This window comes from Mesorhizobium sp. DCY119, assembly GCF_003590645.1.
Lineage (GTDB): Bacteria > Pseudomonadota > Alphaproteobacteria > Rhizobiales > Rhizobiaceae > Mesorhizobium_M.
This window is the reverse complement of record NZ_CP031834.1, coordinates 2929109-2945195: the sequence shown is the minus strand read 5'-3', so window position 1 is coordinate 2945195 and position 16087 is coordinate 2929109. Positions and strand designations below refer to the sequence as shown.

The following is a 16087-nucleotide window of genomic DNA, read 5'->3' as shown; positions in this document are numbered from 1 at the left end:
GCTATGCCGATCAACATCACCATGCCGGCCCTTTCGCCCACGATGGAAGAGGGCAATCTCGCCAAGTGGCTGGTCAAGGAAGGCGATAAGGTTTCGCCGGGCGACGTAATCGCCGAGATCGAGACCGACAAGGCGACGATGGAAGTCGAAGCCGTCGATGAAGGCATCGTCGCCAAGCTGGTCGTTCCGGCCGGCACCGAAGGCGTGAAGGTCAATGCGCTGATCGCCGTGCTTGCGGCGGAAGGCGAGGATGCAAGCGCTGCCGCCAAGGGCGGCGACGCTCCGGCAAAGGCCGCGCCCGAAAAGACCGAGGCAGCGAAGCCGGAAGCGGCAAAGGCTGAGGCACCCAAGGCTGCCGCGGCTGAGCCCCAAAAAGCGGCGGCTCCCGCGACAAACGGCGCAGCCGCGCCCGCCGCAAAGAGTGAAGCATCGGGAGACCGGGCCTTCGCTTCGCCGCTTGCCCGTCGCATTGCCAAGGATGCCGGCGTCGATGTTGCCGGTATTGCCGGCACCGGCCCGCATGGCCGCGTGGTCAAGGCGGACGTCGAGGCGGCGATTGCCGGCGGTGGCGCAAAGGCTGCGCCCGAAGCCAAGGCGCCGGCACCCGCAGGAGCTGCACCGGCACCGAAGGCAATGTCGGACGACGCCGTGCTCAAGCTGTTTGCCGAAGGCACTTATGAACTCGTTCCGCATGACAATATGCGAAAGGTCATCGCGCGGCGTTTGGTCGAGGCAAAGACCACGATCCCGCATTTCTACCTGACGCTCGACTGCGAACTCGACGCGCTGCTGGGACTTCGCGCGCAGCTCAACGCTGCCGCACCGATGCGCAAGACCGAGAAGGGCGACGTGCCGGCCTACAAGCTGTCGGTCAACGACCTGATCATCAAGGCGATGGCGCTGGCCCTGCGCGACGTGCCGACGGCGAATGTGTCGTGGACCGAGCAGAACATGGTCCAGCACAAGCATGCCGATGTCGGCGTTGCCGTGTCGATCCCCGGCGGCCTGATCACGCCCATCGTGCGCAAGGCCGACGAGAAGACGCTGTCCGTCATTTCCAACGAGATGAAGGACCTGGCCAAGCGTGCCCGCGACCGCAAGCTGAAGCCGGAAGAGTTCCAGGGCGGCACGACGGCCGTTTCCAATCTCGGCATGTTCGGCATCAAGGACTTTGCCGCCGTCATCAACCCGCCCCACGCCACCATCCTGGCGATCGGCGCGGGCGAGGAGCGGGCCGTGGTCAAGAACGGCGAGATCAGAATAGCCAACATCATGTCGGTGACGCTCTCGACCGATCACCGCGCCGTTGATGGCGCGCTCGGAGCCGAACTGCTGACGGCCTTCAAGCGCCACATCGAAAACCCGATGGGAATGCTGGTCTGACGCTGAAAACCCTCCCTCTTGCGGGGAGGGTGGTCGCGTTAGCGACCGGGTGGGGGTCGATCCGCTAACACCAAGTCTTCAGGAGAATGGACTTGCCCTGGAATAAGCCGCCGGAGAAAGTGCAGTCGGCCAACGCCCGCGCTAATGCGCCGAGGCTGCGCAAGGCGACGACCGAAGCGGAAAAGCGGCTTTGGCAGCACCTTCGCGAAATGCCCGACCTGGGGCAGACGCACTTTCGCCGACAGGTCGCGATCGGTATTTATGTAGTTGATTTCTGCTGCCTGAAGCATCGGCTGATCATTGAAGTGGACGGCGAAATTCATAAGACAGACGAAGCCATGAGCTATGACCGGCAACGCGACGAATATTTGCGTGCTGAAGGGTTTCGGATTTTGCGGTTTTCCAATGCCGAAGTGTTGTTGGGCCGGGAACGCGTGCTCAATTCGGTCAGGTTGGCGCTTGGCGGAGCCACCCCCACCCCTTACCCCTCCCCGCAAGGGGGAGGGGAAGTTGCCTCGGGGAGCACGGCATTATGAAAACCGTCCTCTGCTTCGGCGATTCACTGACCTGGGGCTACAACGCCGAGGGTCCTTCGCGTCATGCCTATGAGGATCGCTGGCCGAGCGTTCTGCAGGCGGCACTCGGCGACGGTGTGAAGGTCATCGCCGAAGGTCTCAATGGCCGCACGACGGCGTTCGACGATCATCTCGCCGGCGAGGACCGCAATGGTGCGCGCGTCCTGCCGACGCTGCTCGGCACGCACGCGCCGCTCGACCTGATCATCATCATGCTCGGCTCCAACGACATGAAGCCGTGGATCCACGGCAATCCGATCGCGGCCAAGCAGGGCATGGCGCGCCTTGTCAGGATCGTACAGGGCCATCCATACCCGCTTGAAGCCGAAGCGCCGGAGATCCTGCTGGTTTCGCCGCCATCCGTCAGTCGCACGGAAGACGCCGACTTTGCCGGGATGTTTGCTGGCGGCGACAAGGCTTCACGCGAACTCGCGGGGCAATATGCGGCACTGGCCGACGAACTTGGCTGCGGCTTTTTCGATGCCGGCTCCGTCGCCGAAACCACCCCGCTCGACGGCGTACATCTCGACGCTGAAAACACGCGCAGGGTCGGCGAGGCGATCGCGCCGGTGGCGCGGGTCATGCTGGAGCTTAAATGAGCGCGCGTCTTGCCATTCGGCCCGCCGAACGGCGCGATGCTGCCGAGCTCGCGGTTCTGGTCGATGTCGCTTCGCACGGCTTTGCCAGTTGGCTCTGGTATGGCGCCGTCATCAACGGAACAACGGACACGGCACTGGAGCGCGGGCGCGCCAAGATGCGGGAAGACGAGCCGGGCGCATGGCGCAGCGCCGTCCTTGCCGAATGGGACGGTGAAGTCGCCGGAACATCCATCGCCTACGATCTGGATGACAGCGTGCATGAGATCGTCGCCCCGCACCCGGTGATCGAGCCGCTGTTGGCGCTCCAGCGCAAGGTGGTCGGTAACCGGTTCATCGACAGTCTCGGCGTCTACAAGCATCATCGCGGCAAGGGCATCGGTCGCGCACTGCTTGAACGCGAAATCGACATGGCCGATGGACCGGTCAGCCTGATTACCGAAAGCCACAATGAAACGGCCCAGAACCTATATCGCATGAACGGCTTCGCCGAAGCCGAGCGCATCGAGGCGGTGCCGTTGTCCGAAAACAGCAAGAGACACGAATGGGTGCTGCTCACCCGAAACGTGGCATAGAAGAAGGCAGGAAACACATGGCCGAAAACTATGACGTCATCATCATCGGTTCGGGTCCCGGCGGCTACATCGCGGCGATCCGCGCGGCGCAGCTTGGCCTGAAAACGGCAATCGTCGAACGCGAACACTTAGCCGGCATCTGTTCAAACTGGGGTTGTATCCCAACCAAGGCGCTGCTGCGCTCGGCCGAGATTTTCCACTATGCCGAACACGCCAAGAGCTACGGCCTGAAGATCGACGGCAAGATCGAGGCCGACCTGAAGGCGGTCGTCGCCCGCTCGCGCGGCATTGCCGAGCGCATGAATGGCGGCGTCGGCTTCCTGATGAAGAAGAACAAGGTCGATGTGATCTGGGGTGAGGCAAAGCTTTCCAAGCCCGGCGAGATCGTGGTTTCCAAGACCGCCAAGAAGCCGATGCAGCCGCAGGCGCCATTGCCGAAGAACACCAAGGGCGAGGGCACCTACACCGCCAAGCACATCATCGTCGCCACCGGCGCCCGCCCGCGCGCGCTGCCCGGCATCGAGCCGGACGGCAAGCTGATCTGGACCTATTTCGAGGCGATGGTGCCGCCGGAAATGCCGAAGTCGCTGCTGGTGATGGGCTCGGGCGCGATCGGCATCGAATTCGCCAGCTTCTATCGCACCATGGGCGTCGAGGTAACGGTGGTCGAGCTGCTGCCGCAGGTTATGCCGGTGGAGGACGCCGAAATCTCGACATTCGCCAAGAAGCAGTTCGAGAAGCAGGGGATGAAGATCATCCTCGAGGCGAAAGTGACCAAGGTCGAGAAGGGTGCGAACTCGGTCACTGCCCATGTCGAGATGAAGGACGGCAAGGTCGAGAAGATCACCGCCGACCGGCTGATCTCGGCCGTCGGCGTGCAGGGCAATGTCGAGAACATCGGGCTGGAAGCGCTCGGCGTGAAGGTGGAGCGCGGCACCATCGTCATCGATGGCTATGGCAAGACCAATGTGCCGGGCATCTACGCCATCGGCGACGTCGCCGGCCCGCCGATGCTGGCGCACAAGGCCGAGCATGAGGCGGTCATCTGCGTCGAAAAAATTGCCGGCCTGCCTAATGTTCATCCGATGGACAAGCTGAAGATTCCCGGCTGCACTTACTGCAATCCGCAGGTTGCCTCGGTCGGTCTCACCGAAGCGAAGGCCAAGGAGCAGGGCCACGACATCCGCGTCGGCCGCTTTCCCTTCGTCGCCAACGGCAAGGCGATAGCACTTGGCGAGGACCAGGGCATGGTGAAGACCATTTTCGACAAGAAGACCGGGCAGCTGCTCGGCGCGCATATGGTCGGCGCTGAAGTGACCGAACTGATCCAGGGTTTTGTGGTGGCCATGAACCTCGAAACCACCGAGGAAGAATTGATGCACACGATCTTCCCGCATCCGACGCTGTCGGAAATGATGAAGGAAAGTGTGCTCGACGCTTACGGCCGCGCGCTGAACGCATGACAGCTGGTCTCTGGCGGGTCTGTTGCAGCGCGACGTTCTGACTTATATGGGGTGAACCAAGGGTCGCGAGGAGGCGGTGATGGAACCGAGCCACGGAATTATGGGAATGCCGGGAACCGGCTTTTTCGGCATGTTGATCATCGGCTTTCTTGCCGGCTATGTCGCCGAAAAGACGATGAACCGCGACCACGGCTTTTTCACCAACATCCTGGTCGGCATTGCCGGCTCCTTCGTCGGCGGAACGCTGGCCGGACTGCTGAACGTCAACTACTACGGCTTCTTCGGCAATCTGCTCGTCGCCATCGTCGGCGCGATCGTCATTCTCTGGATATTCGGCCGCACGCAGCGTGCGAGCTAGGAAGATAAATGGTTACCGTCCTCGATCTGGTTTCGACCACGCCGCGCGTGCGGCACCCCGAGAAGGCGCATCGGCCTGATCAGGAGGTTCTGCGCAAGCCCGATTGGATTCGCGTCAAGGCGCCTGTCTCCAAGGGCTATGCCGAAACGCGCGAGATCGTGCGATCGCACAAGCTGGTGACGGTGTGCGAGGAGGCCGGCTGCCCCAATATCGGTGAGTGCTGGGAGAAGAAGCACGCCACCTTCATGATCATGGGCGAGATTTGCACCCGCGCCTGCGCCTTCTGCAATGTCGCGACGGGACGGCCGCTGCCGCTCGACCCGAACGAGCCGGAAAGCGTGGCCAAGGCTGTCAAGCAGATGGGCCTCACCCATGTCGTCATCACCTCGGTCGATCGCGACGATCTCGACGATGGCGGCGCACAGCATTTCGCCGACGTGATCCGTGCCATCCGCGCGGCAACGCCTGCGACCACCATTGAAATCCTGACGCCGGACTTCCTGCGCAAGGAAGGCGCGCTGGAGATCGTTGTTGCGGCCAAGCCTGACGTTTTCAACCACAACCTCGAAACGGTGCCGTCGAACTATCTGACGGTGCGTCCGGGCGCGCGCTATTTCCACTCGATCCGGCTGTTGCAGCGGGTCAAGGAGCTCGATCCGTCGATCTTCACCAAGTCCGGCATCATGGTCGGGCTGGGCGAAGAGCGTAACGAAGTGCTTCAGCTCATGGACGATCTGCGCAGCGCCGATGTCGACTTCATGACCATCGGCCAGTATCTGCAGCCGTCGAAGAAGCACCACGCGGTCAAGAAGTTCGTGACGCCGGACGAGTTCAAGTCCTATGAGACGGTCGGCATGACCAAGGGCTTTCTTCTTGTGGCTTCCAGCCCGCTGACGCGCTCGTCGCACCATGCCGGCGACGATTTCGCCAAGCTCCGGGCAGCGCGTGAAGAGCATCTCAAGAAGTCGGCCAAGGCTTCCGCCTAGACTATGCCGAAATTCGAGACCATCCGCCACGTCGGCCACACGCCCGACCAGATGTTTGCGCTCGTTGCGGATGTCGAACAATATCCGCAGTTCCTGCCGCTATGCGAAGCATTGAGCGTCCGCTCCCGCAAGGAACGTGACGGGCGCACGCTGCTGGTTGCCGACATGACCGTCGGCTACAAGGCGATCCGCGAGACTTTTACCAGCCAGGTTCATCTGAAACCGGACGAGAATGCCATCGACGTGAAATATCTCGACGGCCCATTTCGCTACCTCAGCAACATCTGGCGCTTTGATGCCGCCGAGAGCGGGGCAGGCACCGATATCCATTTCTTCATCGACTACGAATTCAAGAGCCGCATTCTCGGCGCGCTGATGGGCGCAATGTTCGACCGCGCCTTCCGCATGTTCGTCGAAGCGTTCGAGAAGCGGGCGGAAGTAATCTATGGCAAGCCAGAATCGGTCAAAGCAGTTGGATAACAACAATCCTGAAGCCGACGACTATCTGCTGGTTGTCGGTACGCCCGATATCAAAACCTACAGATGGCTGCGCAGCATCTCGGGGCTAAGCGAAAAGACACTAGAAGCCGCCGCTCTCGGTTTGCCCAATACGATCTATGCGGTCACGCTGATATGGAACGGCGAGACGGTCGGCATGGGGCGGATTATCGGGGATGGCGGGTGCTTCTATCAAATCACCGACATTGCCGTTGATCCGGATCATCAGGGCAAGGGCCTGGGCAAGAAAATCATGGAGGCGCTGGTCGGCCATCTGCGCGCCACGGCTCCCGAGACTGCCTATGTCAGCCTTATAGCGGACGGCCCGGCGCGGCATCTGTATGAAAAGTTCGGCTTTGAGCCCACGGCGCCTGCCTCGATAGGCATGGCTTTGCAGCTGTAGGCGGCTAGCCTCAGCCAAGTTCCCTCAGGCTCATTTCCAGTGCGGTCCGCACGGTTTCACGGCGAATGAAGTCCCGGCCGTTGTTCTCGAAGACGTGGCTTTCCGTGATGATGGGCCAATCCTTTATCGCAAGGCCGAACCAGACGAGGCCGACCGGCTTCTCCGGCGAACCGCCGTCCGGCCCGGCGACGCCCGTAACCGCCATGGCGATGCCTGCCCTGGAACGCGCAAGCGCTCCCGCTGCCATCTCATATGCGGTCTCGCGCGAAACCGCGCCATAAGCGTCGAGCGTGGCGGCGGAAACGCCGAGCATCTCCATCTTGGCTTCATTGGAGTAGGTGACAAAGCCGCGATCGACCACCGAGGACGATCCCGCTATGTCGGTCAAAGCCGCGGCGATCATACCACCGGTGCAGGATTCCGCCGTGGCGGCCATGATGCCGTGGTCGCGGCATGCCTTGAGAAAGGCGATCGCTAGTTGCTGAAGATCGCTCATTCGGGCAGTTCCCCTGGATAGACCACGCTGGCGGTCGCGATTGCCGCTATGCCTTCCTCGCGGCCGACGAACCCGAGTTTTTCATTGGTGGTCGCCTTGATGGAAATGCGATTTTTGGTGACTCCGAGCATTTTCGACAGCGCCTCCGTCATCGCCTCGCGATGCGGGCCGACGCGCGGCGCTTCGCAAATGAGCGTGATGTCGGCATTGGCGATCCGCCCGCCGTTCGAGCGAACGATCTTTGCGGCATGCTCCACGAAGATGTGCGATGCAGCACCCTTCCATTGTGGATCGGAGGGCGGAAAATGCGTGCCGATATCGCCCGCACCGCAGGTTGCCAGCAGCGCATCGGTCAGGGCATGGAGCCCGACATCGGCGTCGGAATGGCCGGAAAGCCGCTTGTTATGCGGGATGGCGACGCCGCATAGCGTGACGTGATCGCCTGTTTCGAAGGAATGCACATCGTAGCCATTGCCGGTGCGGACATCGGGAAAGCTCGAGCTGCGTCCGCCAAGGCGTTGATCTGCCATGAAAATATCCCTTGCCCAGGTGAGTTTGACATTGTCGGGCGAGCCGAGAACGATCCGCACCGGGATATCCGCCCATTCGGCGATTGCCGCATCGTCGGTGAAGTCGATACGCCCAGCCTCGAATGCACGGCGATGCGTTTCGCGGATGAGTTCGAACGGAAAACCCTGCGGCGTCTGTGCCGCATGCAGGCCGGCCCGAGGGATGGTCTCCGCGATCGTGCCGTCCGAGGCTTCGCGCTTCAGCGTGTCGGAAACGGGCAAAGCGGGCAGAGCGCCGTGCTTTTCATCGATGGCGGCAATCACCCGGTCCATCGTTGCGGCATCGACGAATGGGCGCACGCCATCATGAATGAGCACGGCTTCCGGCTGGTGGCCGTCAAGCGCCTGCAGCGCAAGCCAGGTCGATTCCTGCCGTGTCCTGCCGCCTTTCACCGTCACCACCCGGTTGGGGAGCGTGCCTGCCGCTTCTGCGAAAAGCGCATCGTCATCAGGATGTATCGCAACGACGATAGGTCCAATGCCAGGGTGATCGATGAAAGCATCCAGCGTCCAGGCGATGACGGCTCGTCCGCCGATCCTGCGATATTGCTTGGGCCCGTCGGTTTGCCCGGCACGCTCGCCACGCCCGGCGGCAAGAATGATCGCCGCGATGGACCGCTTTCCGGTTGATTCAGGTTGCTCTATAGCCATGCGAGACGCATAGTCGCAGCCCGGCCCGAAGGCCAGCGATTTCCCGAAACCGCCACATTGTTGAACCACTTCAGCGTTGCATGCGCAGCCAAAACTGGCTAGAGAATGTGCAACAAGAAGGATTGCTTGGTATTTGTGCATGCCTGATTTCACGGACCTTGCCAAACCGCTCGAAATCGGTGGCGTCAAAATCCGCAATCGCGTTTTTCTCGCGCCGATGTCCGGTGTCACGGATTTGCCATTCCGTGAGCGCGCCTACGCGCATGGGGCAGGGCTCGTCGTCTCCGAAATGGTAGCCAGCGGCGAACTGGCTAAAGGCCATGCCGAGTCAGCGCGGCGCATACGGCATTCGAGATTGCCGGTACACATGGTCCAGCTTGCCGGCCGCGAGGCTGTGCACATGGCCGAAGGCGCGCGGATAGCGGCGGGCGAGGGCGCTGATATCGTCGATATCAATATGGGCTGCCCGGCCAAGAAGGTCACCGGCGGTTATTCCGGCTCGGCACTGATGCGTGATCTCGACCATGCGCTGACGCTGATCGAGGCGGTCGTCGGCGCTGTCGATGTGCCGGTTACGGTGAAGATGCGCCTCGGCTGGGACGAAAGCGCGCTCAACGCGCCGATCCTTGCGCGCCGGGCGGAGCAGGCCGGCGTGAAAATGGTCACCATCCATGGCCGCACCCGCTGCCAGTTCTACCAGGGCAAAGCCGACTGGCGGGCAATTGCGCGCGTCAAGGCAGCCGTATCCATACCCGTCGTCGCCAATGGCGATGTCTGCTCAGCCGCCGATGCGGCAGGCATTCTCGCGCAATCCGGCGCCGATGCCATGATGGTCGGGCGCGGTAGCTATGGCGCGCCGTGGGCCGCGGGAATGATTGCTGCTGCGGCGGCAAACATTGGCGCGCCGGGGCTGCCGCAAACATCCGAACAGCTCGCCGACTACGTCGTCTCGCATTACGAGGACATGCTGGCGCATTACGGCGTGGAAAGCGGCCTGCGTCAGGCCAGAAAGCATCTTGGCTGGTATCTGGATCGCCATGCCGACGGCCTTGCGGCAGAGCTGCGGGCGAAAATCCTGACATCCTTCGACCCGGCGATCGTAATCCGTACATTGAGACAGGCTTTCACGGCGCAAGCCGAAATGCCTGCGAGGAACGCTGCATGAGCATAATGGACACACCGGTGAGCGCTGCGGATGCGGCACAGATCGTGCTGAACACGATCCGCCGACCGGTCGTCATGATCGCGCCGGACGATTTTATCTCCTACGCCAACGCCGATGCGGAGGACTTCTTCCGCTCGAGCGCAACCGTTCTGGCGCGCAACACGCTGGCGCGGTTCGTGCCTTTCGGCAGCCCGATCCTGGCGCTGGTCGAGCAGGTTCGTGAACGGCGCGCGCCGGTCAACGAGTACAGGGTCGATGTGTCTTCGCCGCGCCTCGGCATCGAGAAGGTGGTCGACATCTATGTCGCGCCGGTGCCGGAACTGCCGGGCTCGGTCGTCGTGATGTTCCAGGAACGCTCTATGGCCGACAAGATCGACCGGCAGATGACCCATCGCGGGGCAGCGCGCTCCGTGACCGGGCTTGCGGCGATGCTGGCGCATGAGATCAAGAACCCGCTGTCGGGCATTCGCGGGGCAGCGCAGCTACTCGAGACTGCAGTGTCCGACGAGGATCGTGCCTTGACGCGGCTGATCACCGACGAGACCGACCGCATCGTTTCGCTGGTCGACCGCATGGAGGTCTTTTCCGACGAGCGTCCGATTGACCGCTACCCGGTGAATATTCACATTGTCCTCGACCATGTGAAGGCGCTGGCCAAGAACGGTTTTGCAAACAAGATCAATATATTGGAAGAGTATGATCCATCGCTTCCTTCAGTCTTTGCAAACCGTGACCAGCTCATCCAGGTCTTCCTCAATCTGATCAAGAACGCGGCCGAAGCCATCGGCTCGAAGCCCGACGGTGAAATCACGCTCTCCACAGCTTTCCGCCCCGGCATGCGCGTTTCGGTGGCGGGATCGCAGGATCGCGTTTCGCTGCCGCTGGAGTTCTGCGTTCACGACAACGGGCCGGGCGTATCGGAAGACATACTGCCGATCCTGTTCGATCCCTTCATCACAACCAAGCCGAACGGCTCGGGTCTCGGTCTGGCGCTGGTCGCCAAGATCGTCGGCGAGCATGGCGGCATCATCGAATGCGAATCCACCCCGCGCGGCACGACATTCCGTGTGCTGATGCCGGCGTGGAAGGAAACGGCGCCGCACCATGACGGCGCAAGCGAAGGACACCGGAAATGACGGTCCGCGGCAATATTCTCGTAGCGGACGACGACGCCGCCATCCGCACCGTGCTCAATCAGGCGCTGTCGCGCTTCGGGCATGAAGTTCGCGTCACCTCCAACGCCGCAACCTTGTGGCGCTGGGTGGCGGCGGGCGAGGGCGATCTGGTCATCACCGACGTGGTGATGCCCGACGAAAACGCCTTCGACATGCTGCCGCGCATCAAGAAGGCGCGGCCGGAACTGCCGGTCATCGTCATGAGCGCGCAGAACACCTTCATGACCGCCATCCGCGCCTCGGAGACAGGCGCTTACGAATATCTGCCCAAGCCGTTCGACCTCACCGAACTCCTCAACATCGTCAACCGCGCCCTGTCGGAACCCAAGCGGCCGAAGATCGAGCCGCGGCATGACGACCAGCCGGAGACGATGCCGCTGGTCGGGCGTTCGGCGGCCATGCAGGACATCTACCGCATGCTCGCCCGCATGATGCAGACCGACCTGACGGTGATGATTTCCGGCGAATCGGGCACCGGCAAGGAACTGGTGGCCCGGGCGCTGCATGAATATGGCCGTCGCCGTAACGGTCCCTTTGTGGCCATCAACATGGCCGCCATCCCGCGCGACCTGATCGAATCGGAACTGTTCGGGCACGAGAAAGGCGCCTTCACCGGCGCGCAGAACCGTTCGACCGGCCGTTTTGAACAGGCAGAGGGCGGCACGCTGTTCCTCGATGAGATCGGCGACATGCCGATGGAGGCGCAGACGAGGCTGCTGCGCGTACTGCAGCAGGGCGAATACACGACCGTCGGTGGCCGCACCCCGATCAAGACGGACGTGCGCATCGTCGCCGCGACCAACAAGGATCTGCGCACGCTGATCAATCAAGGGTTGTTTCGTGAAGACCTTTTCTACCGCTTGAACGTCGTGCCACTAAGGCTTCCGGCGCTGCGTGAGCGCTCGGAGGACATTCCCGACCTCGTCCGGCACTTCTTCAAGCAGGGCGAAAGCGAAGGCTTGCAGGTCAAGCGCATTTCGAGCGGTGGTCTCGAACTGATGAAGCGCTACCCATGGCCGGGCAATGTACGCGAACTGGAAAATCTGGTTCGCCGGCTGGCCGCACTTTACGCGCAGGACGAAATCTCGCCCGAGATCATCGAGACCGAACTGAAAACCGGCGACCAGCAGACGATGAGCGGCGGGACCCTCGTTCCCGACGATCTGTCGATCGGCCAGGCCGTCGAGCATTTCCTGCAGCGGTATTTTGCCTCCTTCGGTGGCGAATTGCCGCCCCCAGGGCTCTATCAGCGCATTCTTGCCGAGGTCGAATTCCCGCTTGTGCTGGCATCGATGACGGCCACCCGCGGCAATCAGATCAAGGCCGCGGAATTGCTGGGGTTGAACCGCAATACGCTGCGCAAGAAAATCCGCGAACTCGGCGTCAACGTCTACCGGGCTTCCAAGCAGGGATGATTTCGCGGTGGATTTCCGCCGCAATCGCGTCAAACATTACCACTGCCGCCACTTTTGTTGCATAATCGCCACAATGTGTTGCATAGATTCAACGCAATTGTAGGCTTTGCAAGCGGCGGCATGACGACTCAGAGTTCAATATTCTCGCGATCTGTCTTCCCGGCAGCGCGCGCAGACGGCAGGCGGCTTCTGGCTTTGCCCGGCGTCATAGCCGTGGTTGGCGCGCTGCTGACCGCAGCAGTGTCGTTCGCCATTCTGGTCGGTGCGACCCCGCTCACGCCCAATCCGACGACGACGCTGATTCTCATTGGCGCCAATGCTGCGTTCATCCTGTTCCTTGCCGCGCTGGTGGTGCGCGAGGTTCACCGCATTCTCAATGCGCGGCGGACCGGCAAGGCGGCGTCACGCCTTCATGTGCGCATTGTCACGATGTTCGCGCTGGTTGCAGCGGTGCCCGCACTTGCGGTGGCGATCATTGCTTCGATCACGTTGAACATCGGCCTCGATCGCTGGTTCGAAATCCGCACCAAGACGATCGTCAATTCCTCGCTCTCGATCGCCGATGCCTATGTCCTGGAAAACGGTCGCAATCTCATGGGCACGACGCTGTCGATGGCCTACGACCTAGACAATGCAAGAGCACTCTACAGCCTCGACCGGACAGGCTTTCGCAATTTCATGAGCCAGCAGGCCGCCGGCCGTTCGCTGGCACATGCGGCACTGATCAAGGCGGACGGATCGTTTGTGATGACGGCGGAGACGACCGCCGATTTTCCCATGCCGGAGCCGCCGCCCGGAGCGGCGGCAGAGGCAAATGAAACGCCGCAGATGATCGAGCCGCGCACCCGCAACATCGTCGGGGCAATCATCAAGCTGAAGGAGATCGAAGGGGTCTACCTCTACACGATCCGCCTCGTCGATCCGGAGGTCATCAAGGCCCGGGAAATCGTGCGCGCCAACACCGACGAGTATCGCGGCTTGGAAGTAAACCGCCGCACCTCGCAGGTAGCACTCGCGCTTCCTTATCTGTCGCTCACGCTGATCGTCGTTCTGTCGGCTATCTGGACCGGTATCGCGGTCGCGGATCGCCTCGTACGTCCGATCCGGCAGTTGATCGGTGCTGCCGACGACGTCTCCACAGGCAATCTCGATGTTTCCGTGCCGGTGCGTCAGTCCGATGGCGATGTTGCCTCGCTGGGTGACACGTTCAACAAGATGATCCTGCAGCTCAAGTCGCAGCGTAACGAAATCCTGCAAGCCAAGGATCTGGTGGACGAGAGGCGGCGTTTTTCCGAAGCCGTTCTGTCCGGCGTAACGGCCGGCGTCATCGGCGTTGATCCTTACGGCATCGTGACCATCGTCAATCGCTCCGCCGAGACCATGCTGGCGATATCGGCCGAAACCTCGATGGGTCAGAACCTGTCCGCCATTCTGCCGCATGTCGGCCGCGTATTCGAAATCTGCCGCAGCTCAGGCCGCCCTGCATATCGTGAGCAGGTGACGTTCTACCGCGCCGGCGCGGAGCGCACCTTCAATGTGCAGGTGACGATCGAAGAAGACGACAACGAGCATGGCGAGAAATCCTACGTCGTGACCGTCGATGACATTACCGACCTGATGCAGGCGCAGCGCACATCTGCCTGGGCCGATGTCGCGCGGCGCATCGCCCATGAAATCAAGAACCCGCTGACCCCGATCCAGCTCTCTGCCGAGCGCATCAAGCGCCGCTACGGCAAGGTCATCACCGAGGATCGCGAGGTTTTCGATCAGTGCACCGACACGATCATCCGGCAGGTCGGCGATATCGGCCGCATGGTCGACGAATTCTCCGCCTTCGCACGCATGCCTAAACCGGAAATGCGGAACATCGACCTGCGCGAGGCGCTGCATGAAGCCTCTTTCCTGGTCGAGGTCAGCCGTTCCGATATCGCTTTCGAGCGTGATTTCGGCAGCGAGTCGCTGAAGGGCACTTTCGACAGCCGCCTTCTGTCCCAGGCATTCGGCAACGTCATCAAGAATGCGGCTGAGGCGATCGAATCCACGGAGCGGGAGGGTAATGAACCGGGGGTCATCCGGATACAGGCGCAGCGCCAGGGCGCGATGATTCGCGTCGACGTGATCGACAACGGAAAGGGCCTGCCACGCGAGAATCGCCAACGGCTTCTCGAGCCCTATATGACCACACGTGAAAAAGGTACCGGCCTTGGCCTCGCGATCGTCAAGAAGATCATCGAGGACCATGGCGGGCAATTGGAACTTCATGACGCACCCGCCGATTTCCACGGCGGGCGCGGCGCGATGATCAGCATTCTGCTTCCTTCCGCCACCGAAGCTTCGGCTAAGGGGCAAGGTGGCGGGAACGTTGAAAACGAACGAGAAACTGAAAAGGTCGATAATGGCGTCTGACATTCTCATCGTCGATGACGAAGAAGATATCCGCGAACTTGTCGCCGGAATTTTGAGCGACGAGGGTCATGAAACCCGAACGGCCCACGATGCCGACAGCGCACTTGCGTCTATCGCCGATCGCGTGCCGAGGCTGGTGTTCCTCGACATCTGGCTGCAGGGTTCACGCCTCGACGGGCTGGCCTTGCTCGATCAGATCAAGGTGATGCACCCAAGCCTCCCGGTCGTGATGATATCGGGCCATGGCAATATCGAGACCGCGGTGTCGGCGATAAGGCGCGGCGCCTATGACTTCATCGAAAAGCCGTTCAAGGCCGACCGGCTGATCCTGATCGCCGAACGCGCGCTCGAAACATCGAAGCTCAAACGCGAAGTTTCCGAACTGAAGATGCGCAGCGGCGAATCCTTCGACCTGATCGGCATGTCGTCGGCCATGAGCCAGTTGCGGCAGACGATCGAGCGCGTTGCGCCCACCAACAGCCGCGTCATGATCATCGGCCCCTCGGGTTCCGGCAAGGAGCAGGCGGCCCGCGCCATCCATGCGCTTTCAGCGCGCAAGACCGGACCGTTCGTTTCGGTGAATTCGGCAACGATCACGCCCGAACGCATGGAGGTCGAGCTGTTCGGCACGGAATCGAATGGCGGCGGTGAGCGCAAGGTGGGCGCGCTGGAGGAAGCCCATCGCGGCATCCTGTATCTCGACGAAGTGGCCGATATGCCGCGCGAAACGCAGAGCAAGATCCTGCGCGTGCTCGTCGATCAGCAATTCGAGCGGGTAGGGGGCACCAAGCGCGTCAAGGTCGACGTGCGCATCATCTCCTCGACCGCCCAGAACCTCGAAGGCATGATCGCCGAGGGACGCTTCCGAGAGGATCTCTATCACCGTCTGGCGGTGGTCCCGGTCCATGTGCCAGGCCTTGCCGAGCGTCGCGAGGACATTCCCTATCTGGTCGACGGCTTCATCAAGCAGATTGCGCGACAGGCCGGCATCAAGCCGCGCCGCATCGGCGATGACGCCATGGCGGTGCTGCAGGCGCACAACTGGCCGGGCAATGTGCGCCAGCTTCGCAACAACATCGAACGCCTGATGATTCTGGTTCGCGCAGACGATGTCGACGCGCCGATTACGGCCGACCTCCTGCCTTCGGAGATCGGAGACGTCATGCCGCGGGCGCCCAATCAGTCCGACCAGCACATCATGGCGCTGCCGCTGCGCGAAGCGCGTGAAATGTTCGAGAAGGAATATCTGATCGCGCAGATAAACCGTTTCGGCGGCAACATCTCGCGCACGGCCGAGTTCATTGGTATGGAGCGATCGGCACTTCACCGAAAACTCAAATCGCTCGGGGTCTAAGCGTGTTCGATCCACTAAA

16 protein-coding genes are annotated in these 16087 nt (G+C 61.7%); 14 read left to right on the top strand and 2 right to left on the bottom strand.

Annotation, left to right across the window (positions count from 1 at the left end; translation table 11 throughout):
* Positions 1–3: 3 nt before the first annotated feature.
* The 9 genes from DZG07_RS14350 (at position 4) to DZG07_RS14310 (ending at position 6837) form a co-directional block, all read left to right on the top strand.
* Entirely contained in the window at positions 4–1383 is a 1380-nt protein-coding gene (locus DZG07_RS14350) for a pyruvate dehydrogenase complex dihydrolipoamide acetyltransferase (RefSeq protein WP_119818051.1), read from the top strand.
* 92 nt (positions 1384–1475) lie between these two features.
* Positions 1476–1919 carry an endonuclease domain-containing protein gene (locus tag DZG07_RS14345; protein WP_245429492.1) on the top strand — a complete coding sequence of 148 codons (444 nt, stop codon included), beginning with the start codon at positions 1476–1478 and terminating at the stop codon, positions 1917–1919.
* On the top strand, positions 1916–2557 hold the full coding sequence (locus DZG07_RS14340) for an SGNH/GDSL hydrolase family protein (RefSeq protein WP_119818045.1): 642 nt from the start codon (positions 1916–1918) through the stop codon (positions 2555–2557). Before DZG07_RS14345 ends, DZG07_RS14340 begins: the two co-directional genes overlap by 4 nt.
* Positions 2554–3129 carry a GNAT family N-acetyltransferase gene (locus DZG07_RS14335; protein ID WP_091913708.1) on the top strand — a complete coding sequence of 192 codons (576 nt, stop codon included), beginning with the start codon at positions 2554–2556 and terminating at the stop codon, positions 3127–3129. The genes DZG07_RS14340 and DZG07_RS14335 overlap by 4 nt, the downstream gene beginning before the upstream one ends.
* A 17-nt stretch (positions 3130–3146) precedes the next feature.
* A complete protein-coding gene (gene lpdA / locus DZG07_RS14330) occupies positions 3147–4592 on the top strand; it encodes a dihydrolipoyl dehydrogenase (RefSeq protein ID WP_119818042.1) in 1446 nt (481 codons plus the stop codon).
* Positions 4593–4671: 79 nt separating this feature from the next.
* Entirely contained in the window at positions 4672–4950 is a 279-nt protein-coding gene (locus tag DZG07_RS14325; protein WP_119818039.1) for a GlsB/YeaQ/YmgE family stress response membrane protein, read from the top strand.
* Between the two features lie 8 nt (positions 4951–4958).
* The gene (gene lipA, locus DZG07_RS14320; RefSeq protein ID WP_091913705.1) at positions 4959–5936 is read left to right on the top strand and encodes a lipoyl synthase; all 978 of its coding nucleotides are present in this window, start codon (positions 4959–4961) and stop codon (positions 5934–5936) included.
* A gap of 3 nt (positions 5937–5939) precedes the next feature.
* On the top strand, positions 5940–6416 hold the full coding sequence (locus tag DZG07_RS14315; RefSeq protein WP_091913704.1) for a type II toxin-antitoxin system RatA family toxin: 477 nt from the start codon (positions 5940–5942) through the stop codon (positions 6414–6416).
* Entirely contained in the window at positions 6382–6837 is a 456-nt protein-coding gene (locus DZG07_RS14310) for a GNAT family N-acetyltransferase (RefSeq protein WP_119818036.1), read from the top strand. Before DZG07_RS14315 ends, DZG07_RS14310 begins: the two co-directional genes overlap by 35 nt.
* Before the next feature lie 10 nt (positions 6838–6847).
* Here DZG07_RS14310 and DZG07_RS14305 read toward each other — a convergent pair whose 3' ends face one another.
* On the bottom strand, positions 6848–7333 hold the full coding sequence (locus DZG07_RS14305) for a CinA family protein (RefSeq protein ID WP_091913702.1): 486 nt from the start codon (positions 7331–7333) through the stop codon (positions 6848–6850).
* Positions 7330–8553, bottom strand: a complete 1224-nt coding sequence (locus DZG07_RS14300) for a bifunctional 2-C-methyl-D-erythritol 4-phosphate cytidylyltransferase/2-C-methyl-D-erythritol 2,4-cyclodiphosphate synthase (RefSeq protein WP_119818033.1) — start codon at positions 8551–8553, stop codon at positions 7330–7332. The genes DZG07_RS14305 and DZG07_RS14300 overlap by 4 nt, the downstream gene beginning before the upstream one ends.
* A gap of 139 nt (positions 8554–8692) precedes the next feature.
* Here DZG07_RS14300 and dusB point away from each other — a divergent pair, with 139 nt between their 5' ends.
* The 5 genes from dusB to DZG07_RS14275 all read left to right on the top strand — a co-directional run bounded on the left by dusB (position 8693) and on the right by DZG07_RS14275 (position 16068).
* On the top strand, positions 8693–9718 hold the full coding sequence (gene dusB, locus DZG07_RS14295; RefSeq protein WP_119818031.1) for a tRNA dihydrouridine synthase DusB: 1026 nt from the start codon (positions 8693–8695) through the stop codon (positions 9716–9718).
* Positions 9715–10854, top strand: coding sequence for a nitrogen regulation protein NR(II) (locus tag DZG07_RS14290; RefSeq protein ID WP_091913700.1), 1140 nt, complete (start codon positions 9715–9717; stop codon positions 10852–10854). The genes dusB and DZG07_RS14290 overlap by 4 nt, the downstream gene beginning before the upstream one ends.
* A complete protein-coding gene (gene ntrC / locus DZG07_RS14285; protein WP_119818028.1) occupies positions 10851–12308 on the top strand; it encodes a nitrogen regulation protein NR(I) in 1458 nt (485 codons plus the stop codon). The genes DZG07_RS14290 and ntrC overlap by 4 nt, the downstream gene beginning before the upstream one ends.
* 120 nt (positions 12309–12428) lie before the next feature.
* Positions 12429–14714: a PAS domain-containing sensor histidine kinase gene (locus DZG07_RS14280; protein WP_119818025.1), complete on the top strand. Its 2286-nt coding sequence runs from the start codon at positions 12429–12431 to the stop codon at positions 14712–14714.
* A complete protein-coding gene (locus DZG07_RS14275) occupies positions 14704–16068 on the top strand; it encodes a sigma-54 dependent transcriptional regulator (RefSeq protein ID WP_091913697.1) in 1365 nt (454 codons plus the stop codon). The genes DZG07_RS14280 and DZG07_RS14275 overlap by 11 nt, the downstream gene beginning before the upstream one ends.
* The last annotated feature ends 19 nt before the right edge of the window (positions 16069–16087 follow it).